The 14198-nt window shown below is 56.7% G+C and carries 19 protein-coding genes; 4 read left to right on the forward strand and 15 right to left on the reverse strand.

The annotated features are described in order from the left end of the window. Nucleotides 1–24: 24 nt before the first annotated feature. From DD597_RS18600 to DD597_RS18610, 3 genes are read right to left on the reverse strand one after another with little or no spacing between them, the layout of a single operon-like run. Nucleotides 25–246, reverse strand: a complete 222-nt coding sequence (locus DD597_RS18600; protein WP_003862116.1) for a non-oxidative hydroxyarylic acid decarboxylases subunit D — start codon at nucleotides 244–246, stop codon at nucleotides 25–27. Between the two features lie 10 nt (nucleotides 247–256). Continuing rightward, entirely contained in the window at nucleotides 257–1684 is a 1428-nt protein-coding gene (locus DD597_RS18605) for a non-oxidative hydroxyarylic acid decarboxylases subunit C (RefSeq protein ID WP_023314736.1), read from the reverse strand. Next, nucleotides 1674–2276, reverse strand: a complete 603-nt coding sequence (locus DD597_RS18610) for a non-oxidative hydroxyarylic acid decarboxylases subunit B (RefSeq protein ID WP_003862111.1) — start codon at nucleotides 2274–2276, stop codon at nucleotides 1674–1676. Before DD597_RS18610 ends, DD597_RS18605 begins: the two co-directional genes overlap by 11 nt. 173 nt (nucleotides 2277–2449) lie before the next feature. On the opposite strand from DD597_RS18610, the gene DD597_RS18615 reads away from it, so the two are divergent. Next, nucleotides 2450–2857: a MarR family winged helix-turn-helix transcriptional regulator gene (locus DD597_RS18615; RefSeq protein WP_022651767.1), complete on the forward strand. Its 408-nt coding sequence runs from the start codon at nucleotides 2450–2452 to the stop codon at nucleotides 2855–2857. Here DD597_RS18615 and DD597_RS18620 read toward each other — a convergent pair. After that, the gene (locus DD597_RS18620) at nucleotides 2854–3741 is read right to left on the reverse strand and encodes a LysR family transcriptional regulator (RefSeq protein WP_003862107.1); all 888 of its coding nucleotides are present in this window, start codon (nucleotides 3739–3741) and stop codon (nucleotides 2854–2856) included. The genes DD597_RS18615 and DD597_RS18620 overlap by 4 nt on opposite strands. Before the next feature lie 109 nt (nucleotides 3742–3850). Between DD597_RS18620 and DD597_RS18625 the strand changes: the two genes are divergently transcribed. Next, nucleotides 3851–5053, forward strand: coding sequence for an MFS transporter (locus DD597_RS18625; protein ID WP_129256499.1), 1203 nt, complete (start codon nucleotides 3851–3853; stop codon nucleotides 5051–5053). Continuing rightward, entirely contained in the window at nucleotides 5050–5427 is a 378-nt protein-coding gene (locus DD597_RS18630) for a DUF4440 domain-containing protein (RefSeq protein ID WP_045894897.1), read from the forward strand. Before DD597_RS18625 ends, DD597_RS18630 begins: the two co-directional genes overlap by 4 nt. Before the next feature lie 50 nt (nucleotides 5428–5477). On the opposite strand, the gene rpoS is transcribed toward DD597_RS18630, so the two are convergent. Then, nucleotides 5478–6470 (reverse strand): RNA polymerase sigma factor RpoS, encoded by a 993-nt coding sequence (gene rpoS, locus DD597_RS18635; protein WP_013098493.1) that lies wholly within the window; start codon nucleotides 6468–6470, stop codon nucleotides 5478–5480. 59 nt (nucleotides 6471–6529) lie between these two features. After that, a complete protein-coding gene (gene nlpD, locus DD597_RS18640) occupies nucleotides 6530–7603 on the reverse strand; it encodes a murein hydrolase activator NlpD (protein WP_306461098.1) in 1074 nt (357 codons plus the stop codon). Here nlpD and DD597_RS25345 point away from each other — a divergent pair. Next, entirely contained in the window at nucleotides 7545–7676 is a 132-nt protein-coding gene (locus tag DD597_RS25345) for a peptidase (protein ID WP_306173474.1), read from the forward strand. The genes nlpD and DD597_RS25345 overlap by 59 nt on opposite strands. A gap of 94 nt (nucleotides 7677–7770) precedes the next feature. On the opposite strand, the gene DD597_RS18645 is transcribed toward DD597_RS25345, so the two are convergent. The 9 genes from DD597_RS18645 to cysN form a co-directional block, all read right to left on the reverse strand. Then, nucleotides 7771–8397: a protein-L-isoaspartate(D-aspartate) O-methyltransferase gene (locus DD597_RS18645; protein ID WP_015571709.1), complete on the reverse strand. Its 627-nt coding sequence runs from the start codon at nucleotides 8395–8397 to the stop codon at nucleotides 7771–7773. Continuing rightward, nucleotides 8391–9152 carry a 5'/3'-nucleotidase SurE gene (surE, locus tag DD597_RS18650; protein WP_017382816.1) on the reverse strand — a complete coding sequence of 254 codons (762 nt, stop codon included), beginning with the start codon at nucleotides 9150–9152 and terminating at the stop codon, nucleotides 8391–8393. The genes DD597_RS18645 and surE overlap by 7 nt, the downstream gene beginning before the upstream one ends. After that, nucleotides 9133–10182, reverse strand: coding sequence for a tRNA pseudouridine(13) synthase TruD (gene truD, locus DD597_RS18655; protein ID WP_023323677.1), 1050 nt, complete (start codon nucleotides 10180–10182; stop codon nucleotides 9133–9135). The genes surE and truD overlap by 20 nt, the downstream gene beginning before the upstream one ends. Continuing rightward, nucleotides 10179–10658, reverse strand: a complete 480-nt coding sequence (ispF, locus tag DD597_RS18660) for a 2-C-methyl-D-erythritol 2,4-cyclodiphosphate synthase (RefSeq protein ID WP_003862097.1) — start codon at nucleotides 10656–10658, stop codon at nucleotides 10179–10181. Before ispF ends, truD begins: the two co-directional genes overlap by 4 nt. Beyond that, on the reverse strand, nucleotides 10658–11368 hold the full coding sequence (ispD, locus tag DD597_RS18665; RefSeq protein ID WP_022651774.1) for a 2-C-methyl-D-erythritol 4-phosphate cytidylyltransferase: 711 nt from the start codon (nucleotides 11366–11368) through the stop codon (nucleotides 10658–10660). The genes ispF and ispD overlap by 1 nt, the downstream gene beginning before the upstream one ends. A gap of 19 nt (nucleotides 11369–11387) precedes the next feature. Further along, nucleotides 11388–11699, reverse strand: a complete 312-nt coding sequence (gene ftsB, locus DD597_RS18670; protein WP_003862095.1) for a cell division protein FtsB — start codon at nucleotides 11697–11699, stop codon at nucleotides 11388–11390. Nucleotides 11700–11778: 79 nt separating this feature from the next. Beyond that, nucleotides 11779–12105, reverse strand: a complete 327-nt coding sequence (locus DD597_RS18675; RefSeq protein WP_006811767.1) for a DUF3561 family protein — start codon at nucleotides 12103–12105, stop codon at nucleotides 11779–11781. Between the two features lie 58 nt (nucleotides 12106–12163). Then, nucleotides 12164–12769, reverse strand: a complete 606-nt coding sequence (gene cysC, locus DD597_RS18680) for an adenylyl-sulfate kinase (RefSeq protein ID WP_023314740.1) — start codon at nucleotides 12767–12769, stop codon at nucleotides 12164–12166. After that, the gene (cysN, locus tag DD597_RS18685; protein ID WP_129256500.1) at nucleotides 12769–14193 is read right to left on the reverse strand and encodes a sulfate adenylyltransferase subunit CysN; all 1425 of its coding nucleotides are present in this window, start codon (nucleotides 14191–14193) and stop codon (nucleotides 12769–12771) included. Before cysN ends, cysC begins: the two co-directional genes overlap by 1 nt. Nucleotides 14194–14198: the final 5 nt, after the last annotated feature.

The raw sequence follows: 14198 nt of genomic DNA on the forward strand, positions 1-14198 counted from the left end.
AAGCGTAGCGCCACCGGGCTTTTTTTACAGCAGCGGCGGGATCGTCGGCACCTGCGGTGCTTCATCGATATCCTTCTGCGTCATGCGGAACGCTTCCGGGTAATGCTCGCGGCTGGTACGGCGCAGCGGTTCGGTATCGCGCCAGGTATACAGACAGTGCTGACACTGATATACCGTCCAGACACCTTTCACCGGTGATGTTGCCATCACTTCAATATGTTCATCGGCACAACGTGGACAAATCATTTTTTCCTCCTTATTGACGTGCCGCCAGCATCGCGGTCAGTTTTTCGGCCCAGGCTTTGGTTTCAGGGAGATCCTGTACCGGCTGGCTGTAGTGACCACGGTTGTCCGGGGCAACCGGGGTGGTGGCATCAATGATCAGCTTGTCAGTGATCCCCGCCGGGCTGGAGCCGGGGTCAAGCTCGAGCACTGACATATTCGGTAGCTGCACCAGATCGCCTGCCGGATTGACCTTTGATGACAGCGCCCACATCACCTGCGGCAGGTTAAACGGATCGACGTCTTCATCCACCATAATCACCATTTTCACGTAACCCAGACCGTGTGGCGTGGTCATGGCGCGGAGGCCGACCGCACGGGCAAAACCGCCGTAACGCTTTTTAGTGGAGATAATCGCCAGCAGACCGTGGGTGTACATGGCGTTTACCGCCTGCACTTCCGGGAATTCCGACTTTAGCTGCTGATAGAGCGGTACGCAGGTGGCGGGCCCCATCAGATAATCAATCTCGGTCCACGGCATGCCGAGGTAAAGGGATTCGAAAATGGGTTTGGTGCGGTAAGAGACTTTGTCAATGCGTACGACCGTCATATTGCGTCCGCCGGAGTAGTGTCCAGTAAACTCACCGAATGGCCCTTCAATTTCACGTTTCCGGCCTTCAATCACCCCTTCGAGGATCACTTCCGACCCCCACGGCACATCGAAACCGGTCAGCGGAGCCGTCGCAATCGGATACGGGCTTTCGCGTAGCGCACCGGCCATCTCATACTCGGATTGATCGTATTTCAGCGGCGTGGCGCCCATCAGGGTGATGATCGGATCGTTACCCAGCGTAATGGCAATAGGCAGGTCTTCGCCGCGCTCTTCTGCCTTATGCAGATGCAGCGCGATATCATGCATCGGCACCGGTTGCAGGCCGAGCTTACGCTTGCCCTTCACTTCCATACGGTAGATCCCGACGTTCTGTTTGCCGAAGTGATCGGGGTCGAGCGGATCGCGGGAGACAACGCACGCTTTATCGAGATAAAAGCCTCCGTCACCGTCGTTCAGGCGGAACAGCGGCAGAATGTCGAACAGGTTGATGTCTTCCCCGTCCACCGTGTTCTGCGCCCAGGCCGGATTTGCACGACGCTCTGGCGAGACGGGGAATTTGTCCCAGCGACGAATAAACTCGTCGATCTGTTTTTTCACCGGGGTATTCGCTGGCAGCCCCATCGAAATAGCATGGTTTTGCCACGAGCCGATAGTGTTCATCACCACACGGGCATCGGTGAAGCCGCGAATATTATCGAACCACAGCGCAGGCGCACCGTCACCGATGCGTCCGGTCGCGTTGGCGGCCGCCGCCAGATCCGGCTCGGCGTTAACCTCTTCCTCAATTTTCAGCAGTTGCCCTTGCTCATCGAGCGCCTGCAAGAAGCTTCTCAAATCATCAAATGCCATCTTTATTCTCCTGTGAAAAATGTTTCGCTGCCTGCAAACCTTCCCAGCGTCGGGCTTTTTTATGCTCCAGACCAAACTGGTCGAGAACACGGGTCACGATATGCTGGGTAATGTCATCGGCGGTTTGCGGGTGGTTGTAGTACGCAGGCATAGGCGGCACCATCGCCACGCCCATACGGGAAAGAGCAAGCATGTTCTCGAGATGGATGGTGCTGAGCGGCGTCTCACGGGGAACCAGCACCAGCTTGCGCCCCTCTTTCAACACTACGTCTGCCGCACGCCCTACCAGCCCTTCGGCGTAGCCCGCGCGGATACCCGCCAGCGTTTTCATGCTGCACGGGATGACGATCATGCCGTCGGTGCGAAACGAGCCGGAGGAGATGGTGGCAGCCTGATCGGCCGGGCTATGGACGACATCCGCCAGTGCAGCAACGTCATGCGCAGTGAAGGGCGTTTCCAGCTCAATCGTGGTTTTTGCCCACTTCGACATCACCAGGTGCGTTTCCACCTCCGGCATTTCCCGCAGCGCCTGTAACAACGCCACGCCTAATGGCGCACCCGTCGCGCCCGTCATTCCCACAATCAATCTCATTCAGCACCTCAATTAATTTGTTCGTATACGAACATATTAATTAAACTACGCCTTGATCCTGCTGCTGACAAGATCGTTCGCATACGATCACACTAATCGCTAAAAAACTCTCGCGTTAAAATTCAGCCCAAGAGCGGCTATCATAGAGGGAGTATTTTTCCGTCGGAGTGTCCATGGAGTTAAGACAAGAAGCTTTCCACCTGCTACGTCAGCTTTTTCAACAGCATACTGCCCAGTGGCAGCACGCATTGCCTGAACTGACCAAGCCACAATATGCGGTGATGCGGTCAATTGCTGAAAATCCTGGTATTGAGCAGGTTGCCCTGACTGAAGTCGCGGTGAGCACCAAAGCGACGCTGGCAGAAATGCTGAGCCGCATGGAAGCACGCGGCCTGGTCAGGCGCGAGCACGATCCGGCAGACAAACGCCGTCGGTTTGTCTTTCTGACTGCCGAAGGAGAGGCCCTGCTTGAGAGCAGTAAACCGATTGGAAATGAGGTGGATGAGGCATTTCTGGGGCGCCTTAACGGCGCGGAACGAGAGCAATTTTCAGCGCTCATTAAAAAAATGATGCAGGGTTAAGTCACCCTGACGCGCATAAAATCAATAAATGTTCGCACTTTCGCGGGCACATGCCGGGCATCGGGATAAACGGCATAGATGCCCTGCTGAGCAAACGTGTATGCCGGTAACAGCGAGACCAGTTCCCCCGCATCCAGTGCGTTACGCACCAGCCACTCCGGCAGCAGCGCCACTCCACATCCCGCGAGGGCAAAAGCCATCAGCGCCTGGGCGCTGTCTGCATACAGGCGCGGCGCTTTCTTGATCTCAAAGGAAACCGGATGTCCATCAACACCTCTCACCTGCCAGCGCAGCGGCGACGTTAAACGCTCGTGAATGATCCAGTCCGCTTCCGCCAGTTGTTCCAGCGAGTCAACCGGATGGTTTGCCAGCCAGCCTGGCGTTGCCACGGGCAGGATGGTGAAGGAGGTCATCAACGCGGCGTGGTAGCGCGAATCTGCAAGCGTGCCGAGCCGGATAGCGACATCGAAGCGCTCGGCGATAAGATCGGCATGCAAAGAGGACGAGACATGCCGCACGCGAAGGTCCGGGTGCAACTGGCTAAATTCAGCCAGCAAAGGCACCACCACCTGCGAGCCATATTCGGGCGTGGTGGTGATCCGCAGTTCTCCCGTCAGCCCGGCGTGGTTGGCGCGAACGTCATCCTGCAATCGCTCTGCATCCCGTAACAGCATCACGCTTCGTTGATGAAAGAGCTTCCCCGCCTCGGTCAGCGTCAGGCGTCGGGTGGTTCGCAGCAACAGGGTGACGCCCAGCTCCTCTTCAAGCTGACGAATATGAAAGCTGACCACCGCTTTTGTCAGCCCCATCGCCTCCGCCGCGGCGGTGAAACTGCCGGTGTCCGCTACGGCGATAAACATTGCCGTACGCTGTAAATTAAGCATCGCTTGCCTGGTTAACTGTCAAAATAATGTTGACAGTATATCGTGCTTTGTCGCGTTTATCCGTAACGTGCGGGCCGATACGATACGCCACCTCACCGGAGGAACTTCCATGACGTATCGCAGCAAAATCGCCGTCGTCTTTCTGCTCGGCTTTTTCCTTGATTTGATAAACATGTTTATTGCCAGCGTCGCCTTTCCGGCGATGGCTCGCGCTTTCAATACCACACCTTCCGCGCTTGCCTGGGTAAGTAACGGATACATTGCCGGGCTGACGCTAGTCATCCCTTTCAGCAGTATCCTTACGCGCCGCGTCGGGCCGAAGCGCGTTATCCTGCTCTCACTGCTTCTCTTTAGCGCGGCCTCCGTTGCGGCGGGTCTCTCATCTTCGCTGGAAAGTCTGATTGCCTGGCGAGTCGTGCAGGGCGCCGGAGGGGGTTTACTGATCCCGGTTGGTCAGGCGCTGACCTGGCAACAGTTTAAGCCTCATGAGCGGGCCAGACTCTCCTCGGCGGTGATGCTGGTCGCACTGCTTGCCCCCGCGTGCTCACCGGCTATGGGCGGTATGCTGGTTCAGACATTCAGCTGGCGCTGGATATTTTTTGCCACCCTGCCCGTCGTCATTGTCACCTTTGCTTTGGCCTGCGCGTGGCTTAAAACAGAACCGTCGCCGATAACCCCCACCAGGACAGTAAACCTGTCTTTGCTGACGGATCCGCTGTTGCGCTTATCCATGCTTATCTATGTGTGCGTACCCGGCATCTTTATTGGCGTGAACGTAACGGGCATGTATTACCTCCAGAGCGAGGCCAATATGACGCCCGCCGCAACGGGCATGCTTATGCTGCCATGGTCTGTGGCTTCGTTTTTGGCTATCACCGCGACAGGACGCTATTTCAACCGTATCGGCCCCCGGCCGCTGGTGGTCATCGGTTGCCTTTTGCAGGCGATGGGCATTCTGCTTTTAGTTAACGTCGGCCCGGCAATGCTGTTACCTGCCGTTGCGTTTGCATTGATGGGCGCAGGGGGAAGCCTTTGCAGCAGTACGGCTCAGAGCAGCGCGTTTTTGACGATGCGACCGGAAAATATGCCTGATGCCAGCGCGCTATGGAATCTGAATCGTCAGTTGAGCTTTTTTGCGGGTGCCCTGCTGCTGGCGCAGGCGCTGAGCTTCATGCAGGCTTATCTCTCGCCGCTGGCCGCCTGGCACGGGATGTTTGTTTTCGCCGCAGTCATCACTCTACTGCCCGTACTGTACGTCTACCGTCTTAACAACACGCAGTTACTTGCGCAACTGCAACAGGAGCAACCATGACCCATTTCGAACAAGAGATCCTCGACATTCACGTCGCCCTTGAAAACTGGTTAGGTGCAGGCGAAGGCGATCGGGACGCCCTGCTCGCCCGTTTCCGTCCGGATTTTCTGATGATTCCACCGAGTGGCAACCCGTTAGATCATCACGCGCTTGCCCAATTTTTAAATGCGCAGCGGGGAACCCGACCCGGGCTCAGGATCGGTATTGATGCGTTAACAACGCTTCAGACATGGGACAACGGCGCGGTGCTCCATTACCGGGAGACGCAAACCCGGCCAGGCCAGCCCGTCAACGTGCGCTGGTCAACCGCGGTGCTTAATCAGGAAGGGGATAACATCACCTGGCGTTTGCTGCACGAAACGGCGCAGCCGTAAGGCATAAAAAAGGCCCGTCTCACGACGGGCCTTTTCTGACGAATGGTTGCTTACTCGCGGAACAGCGCTTCGATATTCAGACCTTGCCCTTGCAGGATCTCACGCAGGCGGCGTAGGCCTTCAACCTGAATCTGACGAACACGTTCACGGGTCAGGCCAATCTCACGGCCGACATCTTCCAGTGTCGCAGCTTCATACCCCAGTAAACCGAAACGACGTGCCAGCACTTCACGCTGTTTGGCGTTCAGTTCGAACAGCCATTTGACGATGCTCTGTTTCATGTCATCGTCCTGCGTGGTGTCTTCCGGGCCGTTGTCTTTTTCATCGGCCAGGATGTCCAGCAGCGCTTTTTCGGAGTCGCCACCCAGCGGGGTGTCAACCGAGGTAATGCGCTCGTTGAGACGCAACATACGGCTTACGTCATCAACCGGTTTGTCGAGTTGCTCTGCGATCTCTTCCGCACTTGGCTCGTGGTCCAGTTTATGGGACAACTCGCGCGCGGTACGCAGATAAACATTCAACTCTTTGACGATGTGGATCGGCAGTCGAATCGTACGGGTCTGGTTCATAATAGCCCGTTCGATGGTCTGACGAATCCACCAGGTCGCGTAGGTTGAGAAACGGAACCCGCGTTCCGGGTCAAACTTCTCAACTGCGCGGATGAGACCTAAGTTGCCCTCTTCAATCAGATCCAGCAGAGCCAGACCACGATTGCCGTAACGGCGGGCAATTTTCACGACCAGTCGCAGGTTACTTTCGATCATGCGACGACGCGAGGCAACATCACCACGCAAAGCACGACGTGCGAAATAGACTTCTTCTTCGGCCGTTAGCAGTGGGGAGTAACCAATCTCCCCAAGGTAAAGCTGAGTCGCGTCCAGCACACGCTGTGTGGCACCCTGCGATAACAGCTCTTCTTCAGCCAAATCGTTATCACTGGGTTCCTCTTCTACTAAGGCTTTTTCGTCAAAAGCCTCTGCTCCGTTCTCATCAAATTCCGCGTCTTCATTTAAATCATGAACTTTCAGCGTATTCTGACTCATAAGGTGGCTCCTACCCGTGATCCCTGGACGAGACACCCTGGCTGGCATGCCCCGTCAATTTATCGCTGCGGTAAATATTGCAGCGGGTTTACGGATTTCCCCTTGTAACGAATTTCAAAATGCAAGCGTGTAGAACTGGTTCCGGTGCTACCCATGGTAGCGATTTTTTGCCCCGCCTTAACTTCTTGTTGTTCCCGGACCAGCATTGTGTCGTTATGGGCGTAGGCACTCAGGTAATCATCATTATGTTTGATGATAATAAGATTACCGTAACCGCGCAGTGCGTTACCGGCATAGACAACGCGTCCGTCTGCGGTCGCGATGATTGCCTGTCCTTTACTGCCTGCGATATCGATCCCTTTGTTGCCCCCCTCAGAGGTAGCGAAGTTCTCGATGATCTTGCCGTCAGTTGGCCAACGCCAGGTGGTAATTGACGAGCTGGCATTCTGACTGCTTGCAGTCGGTACAGTAGAGCTAACCACAGGTGCCGTAGTCGGTGCTGTGACAACAGTCGCAGTACCTTTATTATTCGGCAACATTTTGTTAGCACTCTGATCACCTGAATCCTCAGAATACGTAATTACAGGTTGTGAAGCAACCACCGTGGTGGTTTTTTGTGCAGGGGTGACGCTGTTATTTTGCGCAGTTACGTCGGCTGCTGAAACGGTGTTGCCTGGCGTAAGCGGTGTCCCCGTCGCGTTGCCAACCTGAAGCGTTTGCCCGACTTCCAGAGCATACGGGGCCTGGACGTTGTTTCGCTGTGCCAGATCGCGGAAATCGTTCCCGGTGATCCAGGCAATATAGAACAGCGTATCGCCGCGCTTCACGGTATAGGTACTGCCGCCGGTATAGCTACCTTTCGGAATGTTCCCATACTTACGGTTATACACTATGCGGCCATTTTCAGTCTGAACAGGCTGTTCCACTGGCTGTATCTGCGTAGGCTGCCTAACTGGACGCTGAACCGGCTGGATCTGCGGCGTTTGCTGCGCCGTTGAGGTGCCCATTTTAGGCGGAGGGGTGATCAACATTCCGCTGGACGTGTTACCCGAGCCGCTGGTTCCATTAACGGAACTGACGGGCGCAGGCGCGTTATTTGAACTTGTACAGCCTGCCAGCCAGAGCGAAACCAGTGATAATGCCGCAACACGGCTGATGGTGAATTTTGGGCTTCCCGCGCTCATTTATCCCCCAGGAATGTGTTAACTACCAGTGACTTAAAAATAACCGTGATGGCACGAACCTATCGCGCCACACCATACGCTGAATTTGCCTTAATAACCCTGGAAAAATCCGAGTCTCAGGCCAGCTCGCCCTTAACCAGGGGCACAAAGCGTACGGCTTCCACGGTATCGATAATAAACTCGCCGCCGCGTCGACGAACGCGCTTTAAAAGCTGCTGCTCATCGCCGACGGGCAAAACAAGAATGCCGCCCTCGTCCAGCTGCGAGAGAAGTGCAGCGGGGATTTCAGGTGGCGCTGCCGTGACAATGATGGCGTCAAACGGGGCGCGAGCCTGCCAACCCTGCCATCCATCGCCGTGGCGTGTCGATACATTATGTAAATCAAGCTGTTTCAGGCGACGGCGCGCCTGCCACTGCAACCCTTTAATCCGTTCCACGGAACAGACATGGTGCACAAGGTGGGCCAGGATCGCGGTCTGATACCCTGAACCGGTGCCAATTTCCAGCACCCGGGAGTCTGGCGTTAACTCCAGAAGCTCCGTCATACGCGCCACCATGTAGGGCTGCGAAATCGTCTGGCCTTGCCCGATGGGCAGCGCCACGTTTTCCCACGCTTTGTGTTCAAACGCCTCATCTACAAACTTCTCACGGGGAACCTGGGCAAGCGCATCCAGCACCTGCTCGTTGGCAATCCCCTGTGCGCGTAATTGTTCCAGAAGAGTTTGTACACGTTTACTTACCATTGCGCGTTCACTCCGACCCGATCTAACCAGTCCGACACCACATCATGCGCGCTATAAGCGGTTAAATCTACGTGCAACGGCGTAACGGAAACGTAACCCTCATCCACCGCAGCAAAGTCGGTGTCTGGCCCGGCATCGCATTTATCTCCCGGCGGGCCGATCCAGTACAGGGTATTGCCACGCGGATCCTGCTGGGGAATAACCTGATCGGCCGGGTGGCGACTGCCGCAGCGCGTCACGCGGATCCCTTTAATCTCGTCCAGTGGGAGATCCGGCACGTTAATATTAAGGATACGTCCGGTACGCAGTGGCTCGCGGCCAAGCGCACGGAGAATGGAGCAGGTCACCGCGGCGGCAGTGTCATAGTGGGTGTGGCCGTTTAACGAGACCGCCAGCGCCGGGAAACCCAGGTGACGCCCTTCCATCGCCGCGGCCACGGTGCCGGAGTAAATCACATCATCGCCAAGATTTGGTCCGGCATTGATGCCGGAGACCACAACATCCGGCCGAGGGCGCATCAGCGCATTTACGCCCAGAAACACGCAGTCGGTCGGCGTCCCCATCTGGACGGCAATATCGCCATTCTCAAAGGTAAAGGTGCGAAGTGAAGACTCCAGCGTCAATGAGTTAGACGCGCCACTGCGGTTACGATCGGGAGCCACGACCTGCACATCCGCAAATTCGCGGAGGTGTTTCGCCAGCGTCTGAATACCTGGCGCATGGATCCCGTCATCGTTACTCAGCAATATTCGCATAATCACCCGACGTGTTGATAAGTTCCCTGACAACACTGGTGGCAAAGCTACCTGCCGGCAGCCAGAAGCGTAACTCGACGGTTACGTCATCCCACCAGTTCCAGCTCAGCTGTTGCGGGTAGAGGAGCATCGCACGGCGCGCCGCCTCGACCTTTTCCCGCACCAGCAACGATTGTAATTCTGGCGCATCCGCCACCGCTGACTGCTCAGCGGCCAGCGCCTCGCCCTGGGTTCCCCAGTCGCCTGAACCCGGCAAGGCGGCGGTAATCATCAGCGTTTTAGCGTCCACGCGCGACTGGACATCGGCCATCTCATCGGCCGTTGCCACAAACCAGCTTCCGCGTCCCGCTAATTGTAGCGCATCGCCGACAACAACTTGATTCGCGTCCGGTTTTTTCAGCCGTTCGCTCACAATCTGATTAAACAACGCACTGCGGGCCGCCGACAACCAAAAACTGCGTTTATTACGATCGCGCACCGGTGCACCGCTTTGCGCCCAGCGCAGCGCACCCAGCAGGTTGCTGCCACCAATGCCAAAGCGCTGTGCGCCGAAATAGTTTGGCACGCCGCGTTCGTTAATGGCCTTCAGGCGTTTTTCAACGTCTTCGCGTTCGGTCACTTCGCGCAACACCAGAGTAAAGGCATTGCCTTTTAACGCTCCCAGACGCAATTTGCGTTTATGGCGGGCGTACTCCAGTACCTTACAGCCCTCAAGCTCAAATTTGCTTAAATCGGGCATGCCGTTGCCGGGCACGCGGGCGCAAAGCCACTGTTCGGTCACGGCATGTTTATCTTTTTGACCGGCAAAGCTCACTTCGCGGGCGTGAATATTGAGGAATTTTGCCAGCGCGTCCGCCACGAAGCGGGTGTTGCAGCCGTTTTTCAGAATGCGCACCAGGATGTGCTCGCCTTCGCCGTCCGGCTCAAAACCGAGATCTTCCACTACCACGAAATCTTCAGGGTTGGCTTTCAGCAGCCCCTTGCCCTGCGGTTCACCGTGCAGATACGTCAGGTTGTCGAAATCCGTCATTTGGCCGCCTTCACCAGCAGCGCCACGGCTTCACAGGCAATGCCTTCGCCACGACCGGTAAAGCCCAGCTTCTCCGTGGTGGTCGCTTTGACGTTGACGTCGTCCATATGGCAGCCCAGATCTTCAGCGATAAACACACGCATCTGAGGGATGTGCGGCAACATCTTCGGTGCCTGGGCAATGATCGTCACATCAACGTTGCCAAGGGTGTAGCCTTTGGCCTGAATACGACGCCAGGCTTCGCGCAGCAGTTCGCGGCTGTCTGCGCCTTTAAAAGCAGGATCGGTGTCCGGGAACAGTTTGCCAATGTCGCCCAGCGCGGCGGCACCCAGCAGCGCGTCGGTCAGCGCATGCAGCGCCACGTCGCCATCAGAATGCGCCAGCAGACCTTTTTCGTAAGGAATGCGCACGCCGCCAATGATAATTGGGCCAACGCCGCCAAAGGCGTGTACATCAAAACCGTGTCCAATACGCATTATGCCTTCTCCTGAGGGGTCGTACGGGTAAGATAAAATTCCGCGAGCTGTAAGTCTTCCGGGCGCGTCACTTTTATATTATCAGCGCGCCCTTCAACAAGCGTGGGGTGGAAACCGCAATACTCCAGCGCCGAGGCTTCGTCCGTAATGGTCGCACCTTCTTTAAGCGCACGCGTTAAGCAGTCGTGGAGTAATTCGCGGGGAAAAAATTGTGGCGTCAGCGCGTGCCAGAGATCGACGCGCTCGACGGTGTGGGCAATCGCCGGTTTACCCGGTTCGGCACGCTTCATGGTGTCACGCACCGGGGCGGCCAGAATGCCGCCCACGTTACTGGTTTCGCTCAGGGCCAGCAGACGTGACAGATCGTCGTGATGCAGACAGGGACGCGCGGCATCGTGCACCAGCACCCACTGCGCGTTCCCGGCAGCCTGAATGCCCGCCAGAACGGAGTCAGCCCGCTCTGCGCCGCCGTCAACGACGGTAATCTGAGGGTGATTCGCCAGCGGGAGCTGAGCAAAACGTGCATCGCCGGGGCTGATGGCAATAACAACGCGTTTCACCCGAGAATGCGCCAGCAGCGCCGCCACGGCGTGCTCGAGGATCGTTTTATCGCCAATTGAGAGGTACTGCTTAGGACATTCTGTCTGCATGCGCCGGCCAAAACCTGCGGCCGGCACCACGGCACAGACGTCCGAAAAAGTTGCTGCCATGTCGTAATCCTGGGCCTGATTATCGATTGTTTTGTGCGGAGCCCTGATTGCGTTTAGACGCATCCGGAACCAGGCGATAAAACGTTTCGCCCGGCTTAGTCATACTGAGTTCATTGCGTGCGCGCTCCTCAATCGCCTCCTGGCCGCCATTGAGGTCATCAATTTCAGCAAAAAGTTGATCGTTACGCGCTTTAAGTTTGGCGTTTGTCGCCTGCTGTGCCGCGACGTCATCGCTCACCCGGCTGTAGTCGTGCAGTCCGTTTTTGCCGAACCACAGCGAATATTGCAGCCAGACCAGCAAAGCCAGCAACAGCAGCGTTAGTTTACCCATCCTGCCCCCTGAAAAAACGGCATCATCATCCCATAACTTTCCGCTGGACTCTACTGCGGGGTTCTAATTATGCCGTAAGTTAGCCCATCAGCCATAAAAACAGCAGGCCAAAGATGACCACAACGGTGGCGATAGTGATGAGCGTACTATACAGAAGCTTGCCGTTGAAAAGGGAGTGCAGCGCCACGCCCACAACCACCGCAACGGGCATCAGCGCCAAAAAGAAAGGCCAGGTATAGAGGAAGAAAAAGAGGGTGTTACCACCGTAGATCAAAAACGGGATACCCAGCGCCAGTAGCCACGATACGAAGCCGACTATCGCCCCAGGGAAGGACCAGGTCGTCTCGTCGTCGGTCGTTAACGGTTCCGACCCGGTGGTAATCATGTAGTTTTCACTGTTGCGCATAGCTAATCCTGTGACCGTGACTCATCGCTCGGGAAGACAGCTCCCGAACGATACCGTCTCAGGATCTGATAATATCGTCCCGTCTGAGCAGGTCTAATAATTGGCTTACTAAATTTGTTACCAATTGTTGACCTTCCAGATGAATCTCAGGGGATTCAGGCGCTTCGTAAACGGAGTCAATGCCGGTGAAGTTTCGCAGCTCTCCCGCGCGGGCTTTTTTGTACAGCCCTTTAGGATCGCGCGCTTCGCAGATTGCCAGCGGGGTATCCACAAACACTTCAATAAAGCGATTCTGCCCCACGCGCTCACGCACCATCTGACGTTCGGCGCGGTGCGGTGAGATAAACGCCGTCAGCACCACCAGCCCGGCATCCGCCATCAGGCTGGCGACTTCCCCCACCCGACGAATGTTCTCTTTACGATCTTCATCGCTGAACCCTAAATCGCTGCACAGGCCGTGACGCACGTTGTCGCCGTCCAGCAGGTAGGTGCTAACCCCCTGCTGATGCAGCGCCTCTTCCAGTGCGCCTGCCACCGTGGATTTACCGGAGCCAGACAGCCCGGTAAACCACAGCACAACCCCACGGTGACCATGGAGCTGTTCGCGCTGGGCGACGGTGACCGGATGAGGATGCCAGACGACGTTCTCATCATGGGTGGCCATCACTTGCCTCCCAGCAGATCGCGTGCGCCCCAGTGCGGGAAGTGCTTACGCACCAGCGCGTTAAGCTCCAGCTCAAACGCGCTGAACTCAGAGGCCACGGCAGCCTGCGCGTTTGGCTCACGCACCATGCCGGCACCGACGGTAACGTTCGTCAGGCGGTCGATAAAGATCAGCCCGCCCGTCACCGGGTTCTGCTGATACGGATCCAGCACCAGCGGCTCGTCGAAGGTCAGGTCCACCAGACCGATGCCGTTCAGCGGCAGCTCGCTCACGTCACGGTGGGTCAGGTTGTTGATGTCCACCTGAAACTGAATGCCGTCCACGCGGGCGCGGGTTTTCTTGCCGGCGATTTTAATGTCATAGCTCTGGCCTGCGGTCAGCGGCTGTTCCGCCATCCACACCACGTCTACGGATGCGCCCTGCACCGCCGCCAGCGTTTCCTGCGCGTCGACCAGCAGGTCGCCGCGGCTGATATCAATTTCGTCTTTCAGTACCAGGGTTACCGCTTCACCTGCTCCGGCTTCGTCCAGATCGCCATCAAAGGTGACGATTCGGGCAATGGCCGATTCCACACCGGACGGCAGCACCTTCACGCGCTGGCCCACCTTCACCGCGCCGGACGCAATGGTGCCCGAGAAGCCGCGGAAATCGAGGTTCGGACGGTTCACGTACTGCACCGGGAAGCGCATCGGCTGGGTATCAACCACGCGCTGAATTTCAACGGTTTCCAGCACTTCCAGCAGCGTCGGGCCGCTGTACCACGGCATGTTCCCGCTCTGAGAGGCGACATTATCCCCTTCCAGCGCCGACAGCGGCACAAAGCGAATATCGAGGTTGCCCGGCAGCTGTTCAGCAAAGGTCAGGTAGCTCTGACGGATCTCGTCGAATCGCGCTTCGCTGTAGTCCACCAGATCCATTTTGTTCACCGCCACCACCAGATGTTTGATCCCCAGCAGCGTAGAGATAAAGCTGTGACGACGAGTCTGATCCAGCACACCTTTACGGGCGTCAATCAGCAGGATCGCCAGATCACAGGTGGACGCGCCGGTCGCCATGTTACGAGTGTACTGCTCGTGCCCCGGGGTGTCGGCGATAATAAATTTGCGCTTTTCGGTAGAGAAGTAGCGATAGGCGACATCAATGGTAATGCCCTGCTCGCGCTCCGCCTGCAAGCCGTCTACCAGCAGCGCCAGGTCGAGTTTTTCGCCCTGGGTGCCGTGGCGTTTACTGTCGTTGTGCAAAGAAGAGAGTTGATCTTCGTAGATCTGGCGCGTGTCGTGCAGCAGACGACCTATCAGGGTGCTTTTCCCGTCATCCACGCTGCCGCAGGTCAGGAAACGCAGCAGACTTTTGTACTGTTGGGCGTGCAGATAAGCTTCTACGCCGCCTTCATCGGCAATTTGTTGGGCAATAGTCGTATTCATGGCGG

Source organism: Enterobacter cloacae complex sp. 677-3DZ2D5B (assembly GCF_004136695.1).
Taxonomy (GTDB): domain Bacteria; phylum Pseudomonadota; class Gammaproteobacteria; order Enterobacterales; family Enterobacteriaceae; genus Enterobacter; species Enterobacter hormaechei_C.